Genomic DNA, 15,239 nt, shown 5'->3' on the forward strand with positions numbered 1-15,239 from the left:
AGAAAATTTGACTATTGATTTCTTTTATAAAAACTTTAAAATTTCATTTTAAATATCAAATATTAGAGAAAAAATTATATCTTTATAAAAACTAAACAACTAATAATCAAAAACATGAAAGATCCTTCTATAGTTCTTATGTTATAGAAATGTAATTTATCTTATCCCCAATTTAATACTATTTATAAATTAAATTACATACAATGTATTTCTCCACTTTGTATTAAATGCCCATTAAAACTATCAGGTAAACTAATGTAAATCCAGTAGAAGTATTTACAAACTAATTTGATAATTTGATTTTCCTCACATCAAAATAAAGATATTTAACAATTTTTTTATATTCCTAATAACACCAAAAATTAATTAAAATGAAAAACTTATTTATTCTAGCATTGCTTATTATAAGCACCAAATTATTCGCTCAAGTTGGGATAGGGACTACTACACCCAGAGGAGCCCTGGATATTAATAAGCCTACAACCAATACTTTAGGATTGGTTTTACCTACTAACACAAGTACTGCAAATATTGTAAACCCTCAAGGAGGAGACCTTGCAGAGGGAACAATTATTTATGATTCACAATTAAAATGTGTAAAAGTATTTGATGGTAATCAATGGTCAAACTGCCTTTGTGATGATTGCGCACCAACGACCCCTCCTGTAGCAGTAGACTGTTCATCATTAGGCTTTACAGGGAACTTCCAGAGTGGGACACCATTGTTTGGTGCAACATACCAAGTATCAATAACCAATAATTCATTATCGCCAATAGGCCCTATTACATACCAAACAAGTGATTTGGTTTTAAGTGGTATAAATGGCATCACGGTTACTTCAGTATCACCTACATCTGGTTCTCTAAATCCTGGACAGTCTCAAGTAATTACATATAATCTTAGTGGAACTCCGTTTACAGACGGACCTTTGACAGGCTCATGGTCTAAGATTAATTTGAGTTGTTCTAGTACTGTAAATGTTGGTCTGGGGGTTCGTTTTGCCTACTGGTCGAGTTATAGTATAGGGAGTGGAGAGCAAACAATATTCAATTCACAGCTTCAAAACCCTGCAAATTATGGAAGTTCAGGGACATATAATGCCGCTTTCACAGGGTTTTCATTTAGCAATATTACATCCACATTGTCAACACTTTCCGTTGCAGACCTTTTAGCAAGATATGACATAATTTGTACCGGATTTGGTAATATGCCTGTAGCCGAAGCTGCCAAAATTAAAGCATATGTAGATGGCGGTGGAGTTGCTATTATACTTTTTGATTCTGGAGGAAACGGAACCAACTTGCTTAATGCTTTTGGAGGTACAGGAAATTTGGACTCAGGAACTATAAATGCTACAACTAATAGCAACAGCATCAATAATGGAGTATTTGGAAATACAACAAATATTACAATTAATGGAGCTGGTAGCTACGGAAACATTACAACCAGCCAATTACCTCCAGGCTCTACAATTCTTGCGGAATTAACTAATAGTCCAAAAGTTTTCATTTCCGGAAATGATAATAGAGCTATATTTTTCTGGGATGAAGGAGTTTTTAGAAACACATCAGTAAATAGTAATATCATTGATACACCACAAGAAAGATTCTTACATAATATTATGGCTTATGCATTAGGAAAAGCAGGATTATAAAATACTACTCATATAAAAATGGATAATAAAAATAGGCCACTATTTATGACTTTGAGTCGATAAAATATGATAATCAAAGAGTTGCAACGTTTATTTTGCAACTCTTTTTATTTGTGTAAAATTTGCACAAAAATCATTGTTTTGCTTATAAAATTAAGCATAGCTTCAGAAAAAGAAACAAGCTATAAAAAAGACTATAAATATGAGCTTAATAGTTATTGTACTTTTTTAAAATTACCAGGATATCTATATGGTGAAGGGGATTGTAAAGATAATGAAGATTCAGGAACATTTTGAATTTTATAGCTAAATGCCGTACTTTCCATTCGCATCTCTAGATCATAATCAGTGGGTCCTGGATTTTGGAATTCAAATTGATAAAAAATTCCACTATTATAAAGAGTTCCATCGGATCTAAACATTTCCACTTTTCCCTCTGCGGGATCTGATGGATTAATATTATATTGAAAATGCCATTTATCACCAATTTGCACTCCAAAATAAGCAGATTCATATCCACTGGTAAATTCCCAAATACCTTCTATATTCTTTTGAGGTAAAACTGTTTTTTCCATGATTTTTAGGTTTTTAATTATAATTATTTAACAACTCATTATTGAGTGATATAAATATATGACATTTTTTTATTTCATGAAGATTCATTTAAAACAAAAGGTGTATCTCAGATTTAAAGTTATATTTTTGTAGTTCTTCTAATATTAGCATATATGGACGGAAGGAAGAAAAACTCCACAAACAATATCAATCTTACTTATCTGAACAACTTTTGCGGTATTTCACATACACTGGCGATGATTGGCGGCAGGTGGAAAATAAATATTCTCATTTATCTGCTTAGAGACCAGAAATTAAGATTTGGGGAAATTAGAAACAAGCTTGAAGGAATTTCTGAAAGAATGCTTATCAAATGTCTCAAAGAACTTGAAAATGACGGGTTAATAAACAAAATTATTTATGACCAGTATCCCAGAAAAGTGGAATATGAGTTAACGGATCTCGGAAGCTCTCTTGAAGAAATCATCACCCTTATGGACAAATGGGGAGAATCAAAAATGTAACAAACTATAAATCGCAGCACTTCATGTACTGCGATTATAATTAAAATATACTATTAAATTGTTATCTTAAAATTTTTGTCCAGCCATAATAAAACTACGGAAAGTATACACATTATCAAAGAATTATAAAAATGACTATACTCATGGTGAGCCATATGTGTTGTAAATGCACCTATTGCAAATGGAAATAAAAAAAGTATTCCGAGATTCCTCAATGAAGGTTTGAATAACCCAATGATAATCAGGATTACCCCAATCAGTTCTCCTACACCTATCAAAGTCGTCCAGGTTGTATTGAAGCCCAAAGACTGCATACTTTTCATCATTGATTCTTTATGAAAAACCTTGAATAATGATGCATACCCAAATACATACAGATAATATGCGTAACTTACCCAATAAATTAGTGTTTTTGCCAATTCCATGCTTGTAATTATTTATTACTGCAAAGGTATTTCTAATCATAAGCAGATGAAATAACGAACAAAATTGTATGTTCTAAGTCTCATAAATTAGTTTGATTTTGTAATCATTAAAATTTTAACAGTTTTTAACAAATTTAAATTTTGTTTATTAAACTAATTTTTGTCTTTTTGTAAGATTTTCTAAGTGAAATAATAACTATTTGAAATAAATATGAAGAAACTTTTTTTACTTTTATTAACGGCTTTTTTATTCGTTGGATGTGGCAAAGATGAAGATACTATCTACGATTTCATCGGAACATGGGCCGGAACCTACGAAGGAACCGAAAAAGGAGACTGGAATATTGTAGTGGCTACTGACGGAAAAGTGACCGGGACAATGCACTCAGACATCACTACTGAAAATTACTATATTTCAGGACATCTTAGTGAATCCGGAGATCTTACTGCAACTATCGGGTCGCCTGCAGACGGAGAATTCAGAGGAACTCTTAGAAGAGATAAAAAAGGAGACGGTAACTGGAGAAATTCAGTTCCAACACCGGACAGATCCGGAACCTGGAAAGGTGAAAAAACTTCTAAATAAAATCTACAATATAAGCCGTCCGTTGGGATGGCTTTTTTGTTTTTAATGTTTAAATTTTATATTTGTATCATAATTGATACTAAAGCGGACGAATATGACAGCAACGTTATCCCCGGATAATTTTAAAACAAAGCAATTATTAAGCTTGCTTATTATTTCTTTCATCGCGATTTCCTGCGGAAGCTCGAAAAACATTGCTGCCAGGAAAAATACCAATACCAAAACTTATACAAAAACAGAAAATCTCCGCAAACTTGATTCAAAGTTTGATGGAAAAGTACCGAAATCCATCAACGATATTCTAAAAGATGCTGAAAAATACATCGGAACACCTTATAAATTCGGAGGTAATAGTTCGTCAGGATTCGATTGTTCCGGATTTACCGTAAAAGTCTTTGAGGAAAATGATTTCAAATTACCAAGAAGATCATCAGATCAGGCAGAAGCAGGAGAAAAAATTGACATTAAGGATGTAAAGCCCGGAGATCTTTTATTCTTCGCTACAGCCGGAGGAAGCCGGGTTTCCCACGTCGGAATTGTTCATGATATCGGGAATGACGGTGAAGTGAAATTTATTCATGCATCAACTACAAAAGGCGTAATAATTTCATCATTAAATGAAAAATACTGGAACAAAGCTTATCTTCACGCACAGAGAGTTTTGTAAATACGATTTAATATTTACCTCTGATTGTCATTCTTACGAAGGAAGAATCTCAAATTACAAATAAAAAGATTCTTAATTATTAAAAAGAAAGCAGAATACCTAATTCTATAATATTTCCGGCGTAAAATCAACCTTAAAACTTAGCCTTAAACTAAAACTTTTGTATCTTCGCGAATAATTTTAAACTAGAAACATGTCGTTACAACAAACAATTGAAAACATTTGGGATAATAGAGATCTTTTGCAGAATGAAGACAGCAAGAAGGCGATAAGAGAAGTAATTTCTTTATTGGATTCCGGAGAACTTCGTGTTGCAGAACCTACGGAAAACGGATGGCAGGTGAATGAATGGGTGAAAAAAGCTGTGGTAATGTATTTCCCAATTCAGAAAATGGAAACTATTGAAGTAGGTCCGTTTGAATTTCATGACAAAATTCCTTTGAAGAGAAATTATGCTGAAAAAGGAGTGAGAGTTGTACCTCATGCGATCGCGAGAGAAGGTTCTTTCATAGCTTCAGGCGTGATTTTGATGCCTTCTTATGTAAATATCGGTGCCTATGTAGATTCAGGAACGATGGTTGATACCTGGGCAACGGTTGGAAGCTGTGCACAGATTGGTAAAAACGTTCACCTGAGTGGTGGTGTGGGAATCGGTGGAGTATTGGAACCGCTTCAGGCTGCTCCGGTAATCATTGAGGATGATTGTTTCATCGGATCAAGATGTATCGTGGTAGAAGGTGTTCACGTAGAAAAAGAAGCAGTTTTGGGTGCGAATGTTGTTTTAACGGCTTCCACAAAAATTATTGATGTAACAGGTTCAGAACCAGTTGAAATCAAAGGAAGAGTTCCTGCTCGTTCGGTTGTGATTCCGGGAAGTTATACAAAACAATATCCTGCTGGAGAATATCAGGTTCCATGCGCTTTGATCATCGGTCAGAGAAAGGAATCAACAGATAAAAAAACATCATTGAATGATGCGTTGAGAGAAAATAATGTAGCTGTTTAAGATCACTATTTTAAACCAAAACCTCACAATCTTGAAAGAAAAATTTCTTAAAATACTTTTAAACCCTAAATACATATTTGGGGTTTATCTTATTATATCAGTTGTTACGGCGATTTCAAAATATTTCAGAGGAGATTATGCGATCAATAACTATCTGATTTTCAAAAGTGTATTTTTTAATACCATCAATCAGAAAAATTTATTCATCCATTATCCTGATCTCTTTTTTGATCTTAATCATTACGGCGTTTTTTTCAGTGCATTGATTGCGCCTTTTGCTGTAATGCCCGACTGGCTGGGAATTTCCCTTTGGAATCTTGCCAATACTTTTATCTTCGTTTTCGCGATTTATAAGCTTCCGTTCTCAAATTCAAAGAAAGCATTTTTTGGACTGCTTTGTTTACAGGAATATATTACGGCAGCTTTAAGCTTACAATTCAATGTAGCGTTGACAGGGCTTTTATTGCTCTCCGCAGTTTACATCTACGAAAGAAAAGAAGTGAAATCTGTAACCGCAATTTTAATAGGAATTTTTGTAAAAATCTACGGAATTGTAGGACTTACACAATTCTTTTTTATTAAAAATAAAGGTAAATTTATTCTTTCAGGACTAATAATTGCAGTGCTATTTTTTGTTTTGCCAATGGCGTATTCAAGCCCGAAATTTGTCATTCAGTGTTACTCAGACTGGTTCCAGTCGATTGTAGAGAAAAATAATGAAAATCAGGTATTGGGAAACATGCAGGATATTTCATTAATGGGCTTTTTCAGAAGAATTCTGGGGGATGCTTCCATTTCAAACCTTGTATTTTTGGCCGTTGGATTGCCACTTTTTGCCGCGCCGTATATCAGAATTAAACAATATAAAAATTACGCTTTCCAGCTGATGATTCTGGCTTCAACATTACTATTTTTGGTATTGTTCAGCTCAAGTTCAGAATCTCCGACGTATATTATTGCCGTTACCGGTGTTCTGATATGGTTTTTCCTTCAAAAGGAACGAACGCCATTTATCATTGGATTGCTGGTTTTTGTCATTATTTTCACCTGTTTTTCAACATCGGATCTATTCCCGAAATTTGTAAAAGAGAATTATATCATCAAATATTCTTTAAAATCTGTACCTTGCATTGTGATTTGGTTGAGGGTAACCTACGAACTTTTAACTAAAGATTTTGAAAAAAATTACAGCCTGGATTAAAGTATGAAGAAAATTTCCATCGTCATTCCTGCCCATAACGAAGAAGGGAACGTTGCTTTGGTTTATGAAAAAATTGAAGAGGTTTTTTCGGGATTAAACAATTATGATTTTGAAATAATTTTCGTGAATGATGGAAGCAGAGACAACACCCAGCAAAAACTTGAAGAGCTTGCCAGTCAGTTTGAAAAGGTTAAGTTCATTGAATTTTCAAGAAATTTTGGACATCAGCCTGCGGTAAAAGCCGGTATGGACTTTGCTCACGGAAATGCGGTCATTTCCATGGATGGTGATCTTCAGCATCCGCCGGAGCTTATTCCCGAAATGATTAAAAAATGGGAAGAAGGTTATGATGTTGTCTATACAATCCGGACTTATCCCAAACAAATTTCTTATTTTAAACGAAAAACATCCGACTTTTTCTATAAAATCCTTTCCAGCCTTTCCGATGTAGATCTTACGAAAGGTGGCGGTTCAGATTTTAGATTATTGGATGCAAACGCCGTTGAAGTCATGAGAAAATTCAATGAGGATGATTTGTTTTTAAGGGGATTAACGAGCTGGATGGGCTTCAAGCAGGCAGGAATTGAATTCACGGCCAACGAAAGACAGGCCGGAGAAAGCAGCTATAACTTAAAAAAAATGATCACTTTTGCCTTCACCGGCATCACTGCATTTAGTGTAAAACCTCTTTCTATTGCTGCTTATTTAGGCTTTCTTTTTTCCGCCCTCTCCGTTATTGGATATGCCGCATATGTTATTCATTCATTTGTTGTGGAAACAGAAATTTCAGGTTGGGCTTCCTTAATTATGACTATTGTATTCTTTGGCGGATTACAGTTAATCATTATGGGAATCATTGGAATTTATTTAGGTAAAATCTTTAAACAAGTGAAAGAAAGACCGAATTATATCATCAGAAATAAAAATTTTTAACAATGGTTTTATTAAGTTTTGACATTGAGGAATTTGATATGCCATTGGAATACAAGGGAGAAATTCCTTTTGAAAAGCAGATTTCTATCTCACAAACCGGACTTGAAAGAATTTTAGATATTCTAAAAAAGCACAAGGCAAAAGCTACTTTTTTTTCAACAGTCATTTTTGCGGAAAACAGTAAACCTCTTATTGAAAGATTGTTAAGCGAAGGCCACGAACTGGCCTCCCATACATGGTTTCACTCCGAATTTGAGGAAAAACATTTAAAAGAATCCAGAGAAAGATTAGCTCAGTTATTTTCAACAAAAGTAACCGGATTAAGGATGCCAAGAATGATGCCTGTCGACGAAAAGGCTGTTGAAAATGCAGGATATTCTTACAATTCTTCGATCAATCCTACATTTCTTCCGGGAAGATATAATAATTTAAAGGTTTCAAGGACTTATTTCAAAGAAGGAAATGTTACGCAAATTCCGGCATCAGTTTCCCCGAATTTCAGGATCCCTTTATTTTGGCTGAGCTTTCATAATTTCCCTTTATCTTTTTATAAAAAATTGGCTTCGGATACATTGAAAAATGATAATTACTTAAATATATATTTTCATCCGTGGGAATTTGCAGAAATTAAAGATGAAGCCTTTAAGCTACCTGGTTTTACTGTAAAAAATTCAGGAAAAGATATGGTTGAAAGGTTTGATCAATTTATTTCTTGGCTTAAAAGTAAAGATTATTCATTCGGGACATTTCAGGAATTCCAAAAACAAATTGAATCATGAAAATAGCTTTCGATGCCAAACGTTTTTTTCACAACACTTCGGGTTTAGGTAACTATTCCAGGGATCTTGTCCGAATTCTGGCGAAATATTTTCCTGAAAACGAATATATTCTATTAAATAAAAACAAATCAGAAAGAGGAGCGGATAGTTTAGAAAAATCCAACGTTCATTTTGTCGAAACATCTAAAGGAAAGATGTCCCGACAGTTCAAAATGGGGAGGGATGCGCAAAAACAGAATGCGGATATTTTTCATGGCTTGTCAGGTGAATTGCCTTTGAAATGGGATAAGAAACCCATCAAAAAGATTGTCACAATCCATGACCTGATCTTTGTAAGATATCCTCAATATTATTCTTTTTTTGACCGTAAAATTCATTTCTGGAAATTCAAAAAAGCGGCTAATTCTGCAGATAGAATTATTGCTATTTCAGAACAGACAAAACGTGATATTATTGAGTTTTTAAAGGTTCCTGAAACTAAAATTGAAGTGATTTATCAAGGTTGTCATCAGGCTTTTAAGGAACAGCAACAGGAAGAATTTATTACGTTAACAAAAGAAAAATTTAATCTTCCTGAAAGATTTATTTTAAATGTAGGAACTATCGAAGAGCGAAAGAATCTTTTCAATATTGTTAAAGCTCTTAAAGACATCGATATTCCCCTAGTTGTTGTCGGGAAAAAGACAAAATATTTCAAAAAAATATTAAGTTTTATTCAAAGGAATAAAATGGAGAAACGGGTTCACTTTTTGGAAGGAGTTTCCATGGATGAGCTTGCTGTAATCTACAAATCGGCGGATATTTTTATCTATCCCAGTTTTTTTGAAGGATTCGGGATTCCGGTAATAGAAGCTCTTTTCTCAAAAACAATCGTTATAACAAGCAATACAAGCTGTCTTCCCGAAGCCGGCGGCCCGGATTCTGTATATGTAGCCCCTGAAAACTACCTGGATATTCAATCTAAAATAAAATTCCTCTGGAACAATGAAGCAGAGAGAAAACGCCGTGCTGACAAGGGTTTTCAATTTGTTCAGAAGTTTAATGATGAAGTCATTGCTAATGAACTGATGAATCTTTATCAGAAAGTACTTTAAAAAATAAAACCTCACAATCGCGAGGTTTCATTTTACTATTTAATTAAAATTTTTCTGACAACGGTTTGCCCTTTGGCTTTTAAAGTTCCGATATAAGCTCCGGTAACAAGATTTCCAACATTAACATTGGTATTATTATCTTCTTTCAACAATACATGTCCGAGCAAATCTGTGACTTCAAAATGGAAATCTTTTATATCTTTTGGAAGATCAATATTTAAAATATCTTTGGCCGGATTCGGATGGATTTTTACCGATTCCAAAGTATTGGATTTTGTTTCATTAGTTCCCAAAACAGCTGTTGTTGCCACTGCAAAATGCTGTAATGCTCCTACAGCAGCCTTTCCGACATTGAAAATATAGACAGGATCTGTATTTGCAAAAGTGTCATTGGATGTATGCGGATAATTACTTCTGATCTTTTCAAAAAAGCCTGTAATGACTTCTCCTTTTTCCTCAAACGGTATATAATCTGTGTCTTCTGCAGGATCAACATCTGTAAGAAGGGTGGAATACAGTTGGGTGCAGTTTCTCAATTGTTGAGTCATTGCTGTTGAAGCGGCGTTATTACTTGCTAAACCTCCCTGATCTTCATCACAAAAAATCGTATCGTTATTGTTTCCCATTTTTCCACCAACCTGGTCAAGATTGAAAACCACCTTGATATCCAACTGTTTAACATTATTTTGATACACTACATTGTTGACATAATGATCGCTACCCAGCAAGCCTTGCTCTTCACCGGAAAAATGAATGAATTTAATTGAATATTCCGTAGGAACATCTTTTAAAATCCTTGCAGCTTCCAAAATGATCGACGTTCCGCTTCCGTTGTCATTGACTCCGGGACCGTTGATACTGTCAAAATGCCCACAGATAATCACGTATTTATTGGGATAAACCGTTCCTATTTTAGTTATAATTAAGTTTTTCGAGCTTTTATTGCTGAAAGTAAACGGGTCTTCCGTAATCTGACTGGCAGTATATCCGAAAGCTAAGTATTTATCTTTAAGCCAGTTAAACGCGTTCACATTGGCTGTCGAGCCCGTAGTTTTAATACCTAAATTAGCAAAATCCTGTAGATTCGTCGTAATATTGGATTGTGAAACCATGTTGGCCCTGTTCTGATAGGCCTGAATAAAGCTTTGTGCATTTAAACTGAAACCTGATAAAGAAAAGAGTAGTAGTGTGGTAATTTTTTTCATCTTGTGTTACTTTTTTGTATTTTTCATAATCCTGCAAATTTAGAAATAAAAAAATCCTGAGCAATTCAGGATTCAATTTATTTTAAGTTTTTAATATTATTTTCCTATAATAATTTTTCTTACCGCTGTTTTATCATTTGCTTTAATTGTACACAAATAAGCGCCGTTTGCAAGATCTGAAACATTAATTTTCGTTTCGTTTTCCTTGTTTAAAACTAATCGGCCTGTAAGGTCTGTAATTTCTAGACTGAAATGTTTGATGTCTTTTGGAAGTTCAATATTTAAAACATCTTTTGCGGGATTAGGATAAATTTGTACAGATTCCAGAGAATTAGTTGCTGTTTCATTTGTTCCCAGAACACTCGTTGCCACCGCAAAATGCTGAAGTGCCCCGACTGCAGCTTTTCCTACATTAAAAACATAAGTAGGATCCACATTGGCAAAGGTATCGTTCACCGTATGTTCATTATAACTTCTGATATTTTCATAGAATCCTGTAATAATGTCCCCGTTTTGCTCAAAAGGAACATAATCTGAAGAATAAGCGTTTGACATCACTGATAGCAATGGAGAATACAGAGTCGTACAAGTTGCCAGTTGTTGGGTAAACGTCAAAGACTGTGCATTATTTCCCGGTAATCCGGCCTGGTCGCTTTCACATTTTATAGCATTGTTGATATTTCCTATTTTTCCTCCCACCTGATCAAGGTTGAAAACCAATCTTACATTCAGTTGACGAACGTTATTTTGGAAAACCACATTATCTGCATAATGCCCACTGCCTTGCAAGCCTTGCTCTTCCCCTGAAAAATGAATAAACTTGATAGAATATTCTGTAGGGATATCTTTTAAAATCCTCGCCGCCTCCAGGATGATAGAAGTTCCGCTTCCGTTATCACTTACACCGGCGCCATTTACGGTATCATAATGTCCGCAAATGATAACGTAAATATTGGGATATGTTGTTCCGGTTTTTGTGATAATTAAATTTTTAGAGCTTACATTTCCTCCAAAAGTAAAAGGATCTTCCACAATTTGACTGGCTGTATATCCATAGGATTGGTATTTTGCTTTAAGCCAGTTTAATGTATTTGTGTTGGCGGTAGAACCAGTCGTTTTAATACCAAGGTTTTCAAAATCCTGCAGCATTGTGGTAATATTCGTCTGAGAAACCATATTTGCTCTGTTCTGATAAGCCTGGATAAAACTTTGAGCATTGAAGCTATAAGTTGCTAATGAAAAGAGTAGAAAAGTAGTTAATTTTTTCACTATTTAAGAAAATTTTATAAATTTAATAATATTAGGCAAATGTATATAATAAAAAAATCCTGAGCAAAAAACTCAGGATTTATATTGATAACAAAAAATTCTACATTATTATTTTACTTGTTCTACAACAGCTTTGAAAGCTTCAGGGTGATTCATTGCTAAATCAGCTAAAACTTTTCTGTTAAGCTCAATGTTGTTCTTTTTAAGAGCTCCCATAAACTGAGAGTAAGACATTCCGTGTACTCTGGCTCCTGCGTTGATACGAGTGATCCAAAGTGCTCTGAAGTTTCTTTTCTTCTCTTTTCTACCACGGTAAGCATATTGCATTGCTTTTTCCACGGCGTTTTTAGCTACAGTCCAAACGTTCTTTCTTCTGCCGAAAAAACCTTTAGCTTGCTTAATAATTTTCTTTCTACGAGCTCTTGAAGCTACGGAGTTTACTGATCTTGGCATAATTTAATTGTTTTTTTGAAATGTGCGGTAAATTGTTTCATTACTCTTAGCTGCTCCATTTCAGGGTTAAAATTTTGAATTGTTTTGAATTCTTATAAACCGAATATAGATTTATAAAAACTACTTAATTGCTAATTGACGTTGAACGCTTTTTTCATCCACTTTAGCTACATAAGAAGTAGTAGTAAGATTTCTCTTCTGCTTAGTTTCTTTTTTAGTTAAGATGTGGCTTTTGTAAGCATTTTTTCTTTTGATCTTACCAGAACCAGTAAGAGCAAAACGTTTTTTAGCACCTGATTTCGTTTTTAATTTTGGCATTGTTTTGCTTTTTATTGTTTTGTTATCAATATTTTTAATTACAATTTTTTTCGAAATATTCAACAAAAGTGAAAGGATCTTTTTTAAATTCTATTTCACCTTTTTCATAAGCTTCATTTACTTTTGGACATTTATCTTTAAAATATTTCAATAAAGCTTTTACATTAGCTTTTTTCTGAAATGAATTTATAGTTAAAGGTCCGCCATCCATCATTGAAGTTACAATATTTCCGGGCTCATTTTTATATTGGAAAATATAAATTGAATGTTTAGCTTCTTTTGAATAAAAATTACCATTTCTAAAAGAGTTTTCAATATCTCCATTTGAAAAAGTATAAACATTTAATTTTCCAGTATAAATTTTATAAAGCCATTTTTTTTCATTTTTCAGTTCTGCAACTGGTATAGGTTCTGCAATGGCAGTTTTATTTCCTTCTTTATACTCGATTTTACTTAAATCATCCAACGAAACTTGTTTCTTTTGTGCGTCTTTTGATTCTTTATAATCAAGCAAGTTTTTCTTACTTACTTTTGCCAATTCGTCAGCAAATCCATTCACTACTTTTCCATCTTTAAAAGTAAGTACAGCTGGGAATTTCTGGGCATATATAATACATGAACCCACTAGTCCTGTTATCAGGATAATTTTTTTTATCATTGTGTTTTTATAAATTAGTTTGCAAAAGTACGGAAAAATCTTAATATTTCCTCTGTAATTCCAGTTTTTCTAAAAATATTCTTTTTTCTGGAATAAGAACTACTTTTACAGCATTATTTTCATACATAATTTTTACATCAAAATCTGAAGAATTAGTTCCGGAATTTTTTACTTCCCACTTTTCATTAGAAGGATTAATAAAAGATAAATTGTAAGGTTTCCCTTTGTCCATCAGCTTTACGAGCTTATTTTCAATAAAAAAACTTTTTTCACCGGAAGTATTGTTAAATAAGTAACCCGGAATCTGTAACATGTCATGTCTCTTTTTAATGCCCGTATTTTTTCCGTATTTATTAAAATATAAAATATGCTGATCATTATTTTGCTCAGCTAAAACCTGTACATAATTATTTTTAAAAACAGGATTAATTTTCATCTGTTCACCCACATTAAACTCAGGAATGACACCCATATGATAAATAATAATATCAGGATTTCTATTCAAAACATACTTGGCATCGCCCAATTCATGAGCTAAGGCACCAGTTCCAAAATTTTCTGGAGGATGGCGCGGTATGTAGTAATCATTTAAACCAAGCATATCAACTGTCGGTAAATCAGACGAGTACGGAATGCATCCGGCAGCAGTAACAGCAATTAAAGTTTTATCAGGAAAAGTATTTTTTAAAGTTTCACCTAGCTTCATTCCCCGGAATTCCCAGCGCTCGTCAATCGCATAATGATTAAGAGGAATAAGAGTTTGAGCATATCCGTTAATGATCAGTAAAAAAATCAACCCAAGTTTGGTATTTTTATTTTTGATTGTAAATTGAAGTTTGTCAAGACCAAAAATGATGGCAAAAACAAATAAAATTAATACAACATAATAATGCCGAATAGCCGGAAATATATCTCCACCCACCAAAGTTACATAGGAAACCCACGCAATTATATTCAACAATAAAAAGAATCCAAAGAGGTTTTTCTTTTGGAATACTAAGTGGTACAAAGTGAATAATCCCAACGTAGATAAAAGCAAGGTCGCAAGAAAGGCTTTTACATTATAAAATCCGCCTCTCAGAATATGATGAATAGTAACTTTTACCTTCACCAAAGCTGTATTCGGAACCCATTCACCGTAAAAATTGTATCTGAAAATTAATTGTCCCAATAAAAATAAAGTTGGCAATATAGCAGCTGCAAAGAAAATTTTAATAAGATTTCTTTTGTTATTTCTATTAATGAACAATAAAAATCCGGAGGTCAAAATCGTGAATAAAAAGCCGTCGGGCCTTGTAATCGCTAAAAGTCCGAGCCAAAGAGACAACAAATATATTTTGCTGAAATTCTTATCATTCACAATTCTTGAAACCTCTATCAACACTAAGGTTAAAAGGAAAATATATAAAGGCTGCTCCAGCCCGCCAATCGCCCAGACTACAAAGCATGGAGTAGTAACCAATAAAAGTACAGCCAGGAAAATATATTCTTTTTTAATACTTTGTGTCCTGAAATAGGATAAAATTGCCGCTAATGTTCCTATCGAACAGATAATTCCTAAAATTCTTGCCGCAACGATAAGATCCATTCCCATTTTTCCCAAAGCAGAAACGCCCAGCACCCAAAGCAGATTGGAATATCCTTCTACGGGATGCCCGTCATTCCACGTTAAACCTTTTCCTTCAATAAAACGTTTTGCATAACGTAAGGATATTAAGCTGTCATCAGAAATGAAAGGGTAGTAGTAAAAACAGCCTAAAGCGAAAATAATGACCGTAATTAGAAAAAAAGATTGATATCCAAGCTTCATACATATTTTATTGACAAGAGCTTTCCAAACTTTTCGGAAATGCACTGCAAAATAACGAAAAATAAAAAAGCCACAGATTAGTTCTGCAGCTTCGCTTTAAA

17 protein-coding genes are annotated in these 15,239 nt (G+C 33.7%); 9 read left to right on the forward strand and 8 right to left on the reverse strand.

Annotation, left to right across the window (positions count from 1 at the left end; all coding sequences use genetic code 11):
* Positions 1-395 precede the first annotated feature (395 nt).
* Positions 396-1,655, forward strand: a complete 1,260-nt coding sequence (locus tag ATE47_RS06980) for a hypothetical protein (protein ID WP_150114796.1) — start codon at positions 396-398, stop codon at positions 1,653-1,655.
* Positions 1,656-1,870: 215 nt separating this feature from the next.
* Here ATE47_RS06980 and ATE47_RS06985 read toward each other — a convergent pair whose 3' ends face one another.
* Positions 1,871-2,230 (reverse strand): hypothetical protein, encoded by a 360-nt coding sequence (locus tag ATE47_RS06985; protein WP_062161288.1) that lies wholly within the window; start codon positions 2,228-2,230, stop codon positions 1,871-1,873.
* A 153-nt stretch (positions 2,231-2,383) separates the two neighbouring features.
* On the opposite strand from ATE47_RS06985, the gene ATE47_RS06990 reads away from it, so the two are divergent.
* A complete protein-coding gene (locus ATE47_RS06990; protein ID WP_062161289.1) occupies positions 2,384-2,734 on the forward strand; it encodes a winged helix-turn-helix transcriptional regulator in 351 nt (116 codons plus the stop codon).
* Positions 2,735-2,787: 53 nt separating this feature from the next.
* On the opposite strand, the gene ATE47_RS06995 is transcribed toward ATE47_RS06990, so the two are convergent.
* A complete protein-coding gene (locus ATE47_RS06995; protein ID WP_062161290.1) occupies positions 2,788-3,159 on the reverse strand; it encodes a DoxX family protein in 372 nt (123 codons plus the stop codon).
* Positions 3,160-3,370: 211 nt separating this feature from the next.
* On the opposite strand from ATE47_RS06995, the gene ATE47_RS07000 reads away from it, so the two are divergent.
* From ATE47_RS07000 to ATE47_RS07030, 7 genes are all read left to right on the forward strand, one after another.
* A complete protein-coding gene (locus ATE47_RS07000; RefSeq protein ID WP_062161291.1) occupies positions 3,371-3,745 on the forward strand; it encodes a hypothetical protein in 375 nt (124 codons plus the stop codon).
* 94 nt (positions 3,746-3,839) lie between these two features.
* Positions 3,840-4,412, forward strand: coding sequence for a C40 family peptidase (locus tag ATE47_RS07005; protein ID WP_062161292.1), 573 nt, complete (start codon positions 3,840-3,842; stop codon positions 4,410-4,412).
* A 193-nt stretch (positions 4,413-4,605) separates the two neighbouring features.
* Entirely contained in the window at positions 4,606-5,418 is an 813-nt protein-coding gene (locus ATE47_RS07010; protein WP_062161293.1) for a 2,3,4,5-tetrahydropyridine-2,6-dicarboxylate N-succinyltransferase, read from the forward strand.
* A 31-nt stretch (positions 5,419-5,449) separates the two neighbouring features.
* The gene (locus tag ATE47_RS07015; protein WP_062161294.1) at positions 5,450-6,619 is read left to right on the forward strand and encodes a glycosyltransferase family 87 protein; all 1,170 of its coding nucleotides are present in this window, start codon (positions 5,450-5,452) and stop codon (positions 6,617-6,619) included.
* A 3-nt stretch (positions 6,620-6,622) separates the two neighbouring features.
* Positions 6,623-7,552 (forward strand): glycosyltransferase family 2 protein, encoded by a 930-nt coding sequence (locus ATE47_RS07020; RefSeq protein ID WP_062161295.1) that lies wholly within the window; start codon positions 6,623-6,625, stop codon positions 7,550-7,552.
* Between the two features lie 2 nt (positions 7,553-7,554).
* Complete coding sequence (locus ATE47_RS07025) at positions 7,555-8,331, forward strand: polysaccharide deacetylase family protein (protein ID WP_062161296.1); 777 nt, start codon at positions 7,555-7,557, stop codon at positions 8,329-8,331.
* A complete protein-coding gene (locus tag ATE47_RS07030; RefSeq protein WP_062161297.1) occupies positions 8,328-9,425 on the forward strand; it encodes a glycosyltransferase family 4 protein in 1,098 nt (365 codons plus the stop codon). The genes ATE47_RS07025 and ATE47_RS07030 overlap by 4 nt, the downstream gene beginning before the upstream one ends.
* Positions 9,426-9,460: 35 nt before the next feature.
* Here ATE47_RS07030 and ATE47_RS07035 read toward each other — a convergent pair whose 3' ends face one another.
* The 6 genes from ATE47_RS07035 to ATE47_RS07060 all read right to left on the reverse strand — a co-directional run bounded on the left by ATE47_RS07035 (position 9,461) and on the right by ATE47_RS07060 (position 15,138).
* Positions 9,461-10,630, reverse strand: a complete 1,170-nt coding sequence (locus tag ATE47_RS07035) for a M28 family peptidase (protein WP_062161298.1) — start codon at positions 10,628-10,630, stop codon at positions 9,461-9,463.
* Between the two features lie 96 nt (positions 10,631-10,726).
* On the reverse strand, positions 10,727-11,899 hold the full coding sequence (locus ATE47_RS07040) for a M28 family peptidase (protein WP_062161299.1): 1,173 nt from the start codon (positions 11,897-11,899) through the stop codon (positions 10,727-10,729).
* Positions 11,900-12,007: 108 nt separating this feature from the next.
* Positions 12,008-12,352 carry a 50S ribosomal protein L20 gene (gene rplT / locus ATE47_RS07045; RefSeq protein WP_062161300.1) on the reverse strand — a complete coding sequence of 115 codons (345 nt, stop codon included), beginning with the start codon at positions 12,350-12,352 and terminating at the stop codon, positions 12,008-12,010.
* 120 nt (positions 12,353-12,472) lie between these two features.
* Positions 12,473-12,670, reverse strand: a complete 198-nt coding sequence (gene rpmI, locus ATE47_RS07050; RefSeq protein ID WP_002979658.1) for a 50S ribosomal protein L35 — start codon at positions 12,668-12,670, stop codon at positions 12,473-12,475.
* A gap of 34 nt (positions 12,671-12,704) precedes the next feature.
* Positions 12,705-13,328, reverse strand: coding sequence for a hypothetical protein (locus ATE47_RS07055; protein WP_062161301.1), 624 nt, complete (start codon positions 13,326-13,328; stop codon positions 12,705-12,707).
* 40 nt (positions 13,329-13,368) lie between these two features.
* The gene (locus ATE47_RS07060) at positions 13,369-15,138 is read right to left on the reverse strand and encodes a hypothetical protein (RefSeq protein WP_062161302.1); all 1,770 of its coding nucleotides are present in this window, start codon (positions 15,136-15,138) and stop codon (positions 13,369-13,371) included.
* Positions 15,139-15,239 lie beyond the last annotated feature (101 nt).

Origin of the sequence: Chryseobacterium sp. IHB B 17019, from assembly GCF_001456155.1 — a bacterium.
In the GTDB taxonomy this organism is placed as follows: Bacteria; Bacteroidota; Bacteroidia; order Flavobacteriales; family Weeksellaceae; genus Chryseobacterium.

Excerpts from the sequence above, each read along its gene's own strand:
- ATE47_RS06985 (WP_062161288.1), bottom strand. The coding sequence starts at position 2,230 with ATGGAAAAAACAGTTTTACCTCAAAAGAATATAGAAGGTATTTGGGAA.
- ATE47_RS06990 (WP_062161289.1), top strand. The coding sequence starts at position 2,384 with ATGGACGGAAGGAAGAAAAACTCCACAAACAATATCAATCTTACTTAT.
- ATE47_RS06995 (WP_062161290.1), bottom strand. The coding sequence starts at position 3,159 with ATGGAATTGGCAAAAACACTAATTTATTGGGTAAGTTACGCATATTAT.
- ATE47_RS07000 (WP_062161291.1), top strand. The coding sequence starts at position 3,371 with ATGAAGAAACTTTTTTTACTTTTATTAACGGCTTTTTTATTCGTTGGA.
- ATE47_RS07005 (WP_062161292.1), top strand. The coding sequence starts at position 3,840 with ATGACAGCAACGTTATCCCCGGATAATTTTAAAACAAAGCAATTATTA.
- ATE47_RS07010 (WP_062161293.1), top strand. The coding sequence starts at position 4,606 with ATGTCGTTACAACAAACAATTGAAAACATTTGGGATAATAGAGATCTT.
- ATE47_RS07020 (WP_062161295.1), top strand. The coding sequence starts at position 6,623 with ATGAAGAAAATTTCCATCGTCATTCCTGCCCATAACGAAGAAGGGAAC.
- ATE47_RS07025 (WP_062161296.1), top strand. The coding sequence starts at position 7,555 with ATGGTTTTATTAAGTTTTGACATTGAGGAATTTGATATGCCATTGGAA.
- ATE47_RS07030 (WP_062161297.1), top strand. The coding sequence starts at position 8,328 with ATGAAAATAGCTTTCGATGCCAAACGTTTTTTTCACAACACTTCGGGT.
- ATE47_RS07035 (WP_062161298.1), bottom strand. The coding sequence starts at position 10,630 with ATGAAAAAAATTACCACACTACTACTCTTTTCTTTATCAGGTTTCAGT.
- rplT (WP_062161300.1), bottom strand. The coding sequence starts at position 12,352 with ATGCCAAGATCAGTAAACTCCGTAGCTTCAAGAGCTCGTAGAAAGAAA.
- rpmI (WP_002979658.1), bottom strand. The coding sequence starts at position 12,670 with ATGCCAAAATTAAAAACGAAATCAGGTGCTAAAAAACGTTTTGCTCTT.
- ATE47_RS07055 (WP_062161301.1), bottom strand. The coding sequence starts at position 13,328 with ATGATAAAAAAAATTATCCTGATAACAGGACTAGTGGGTTCATGTATT.
- ATE47_RS07060 (WP_062161302.1), bottom strand. The coding sequence starts at position 15,138 with ATGAAGCTTGGATATCAATCTTTTTTTCTAATTACGGTCATTATTTTC.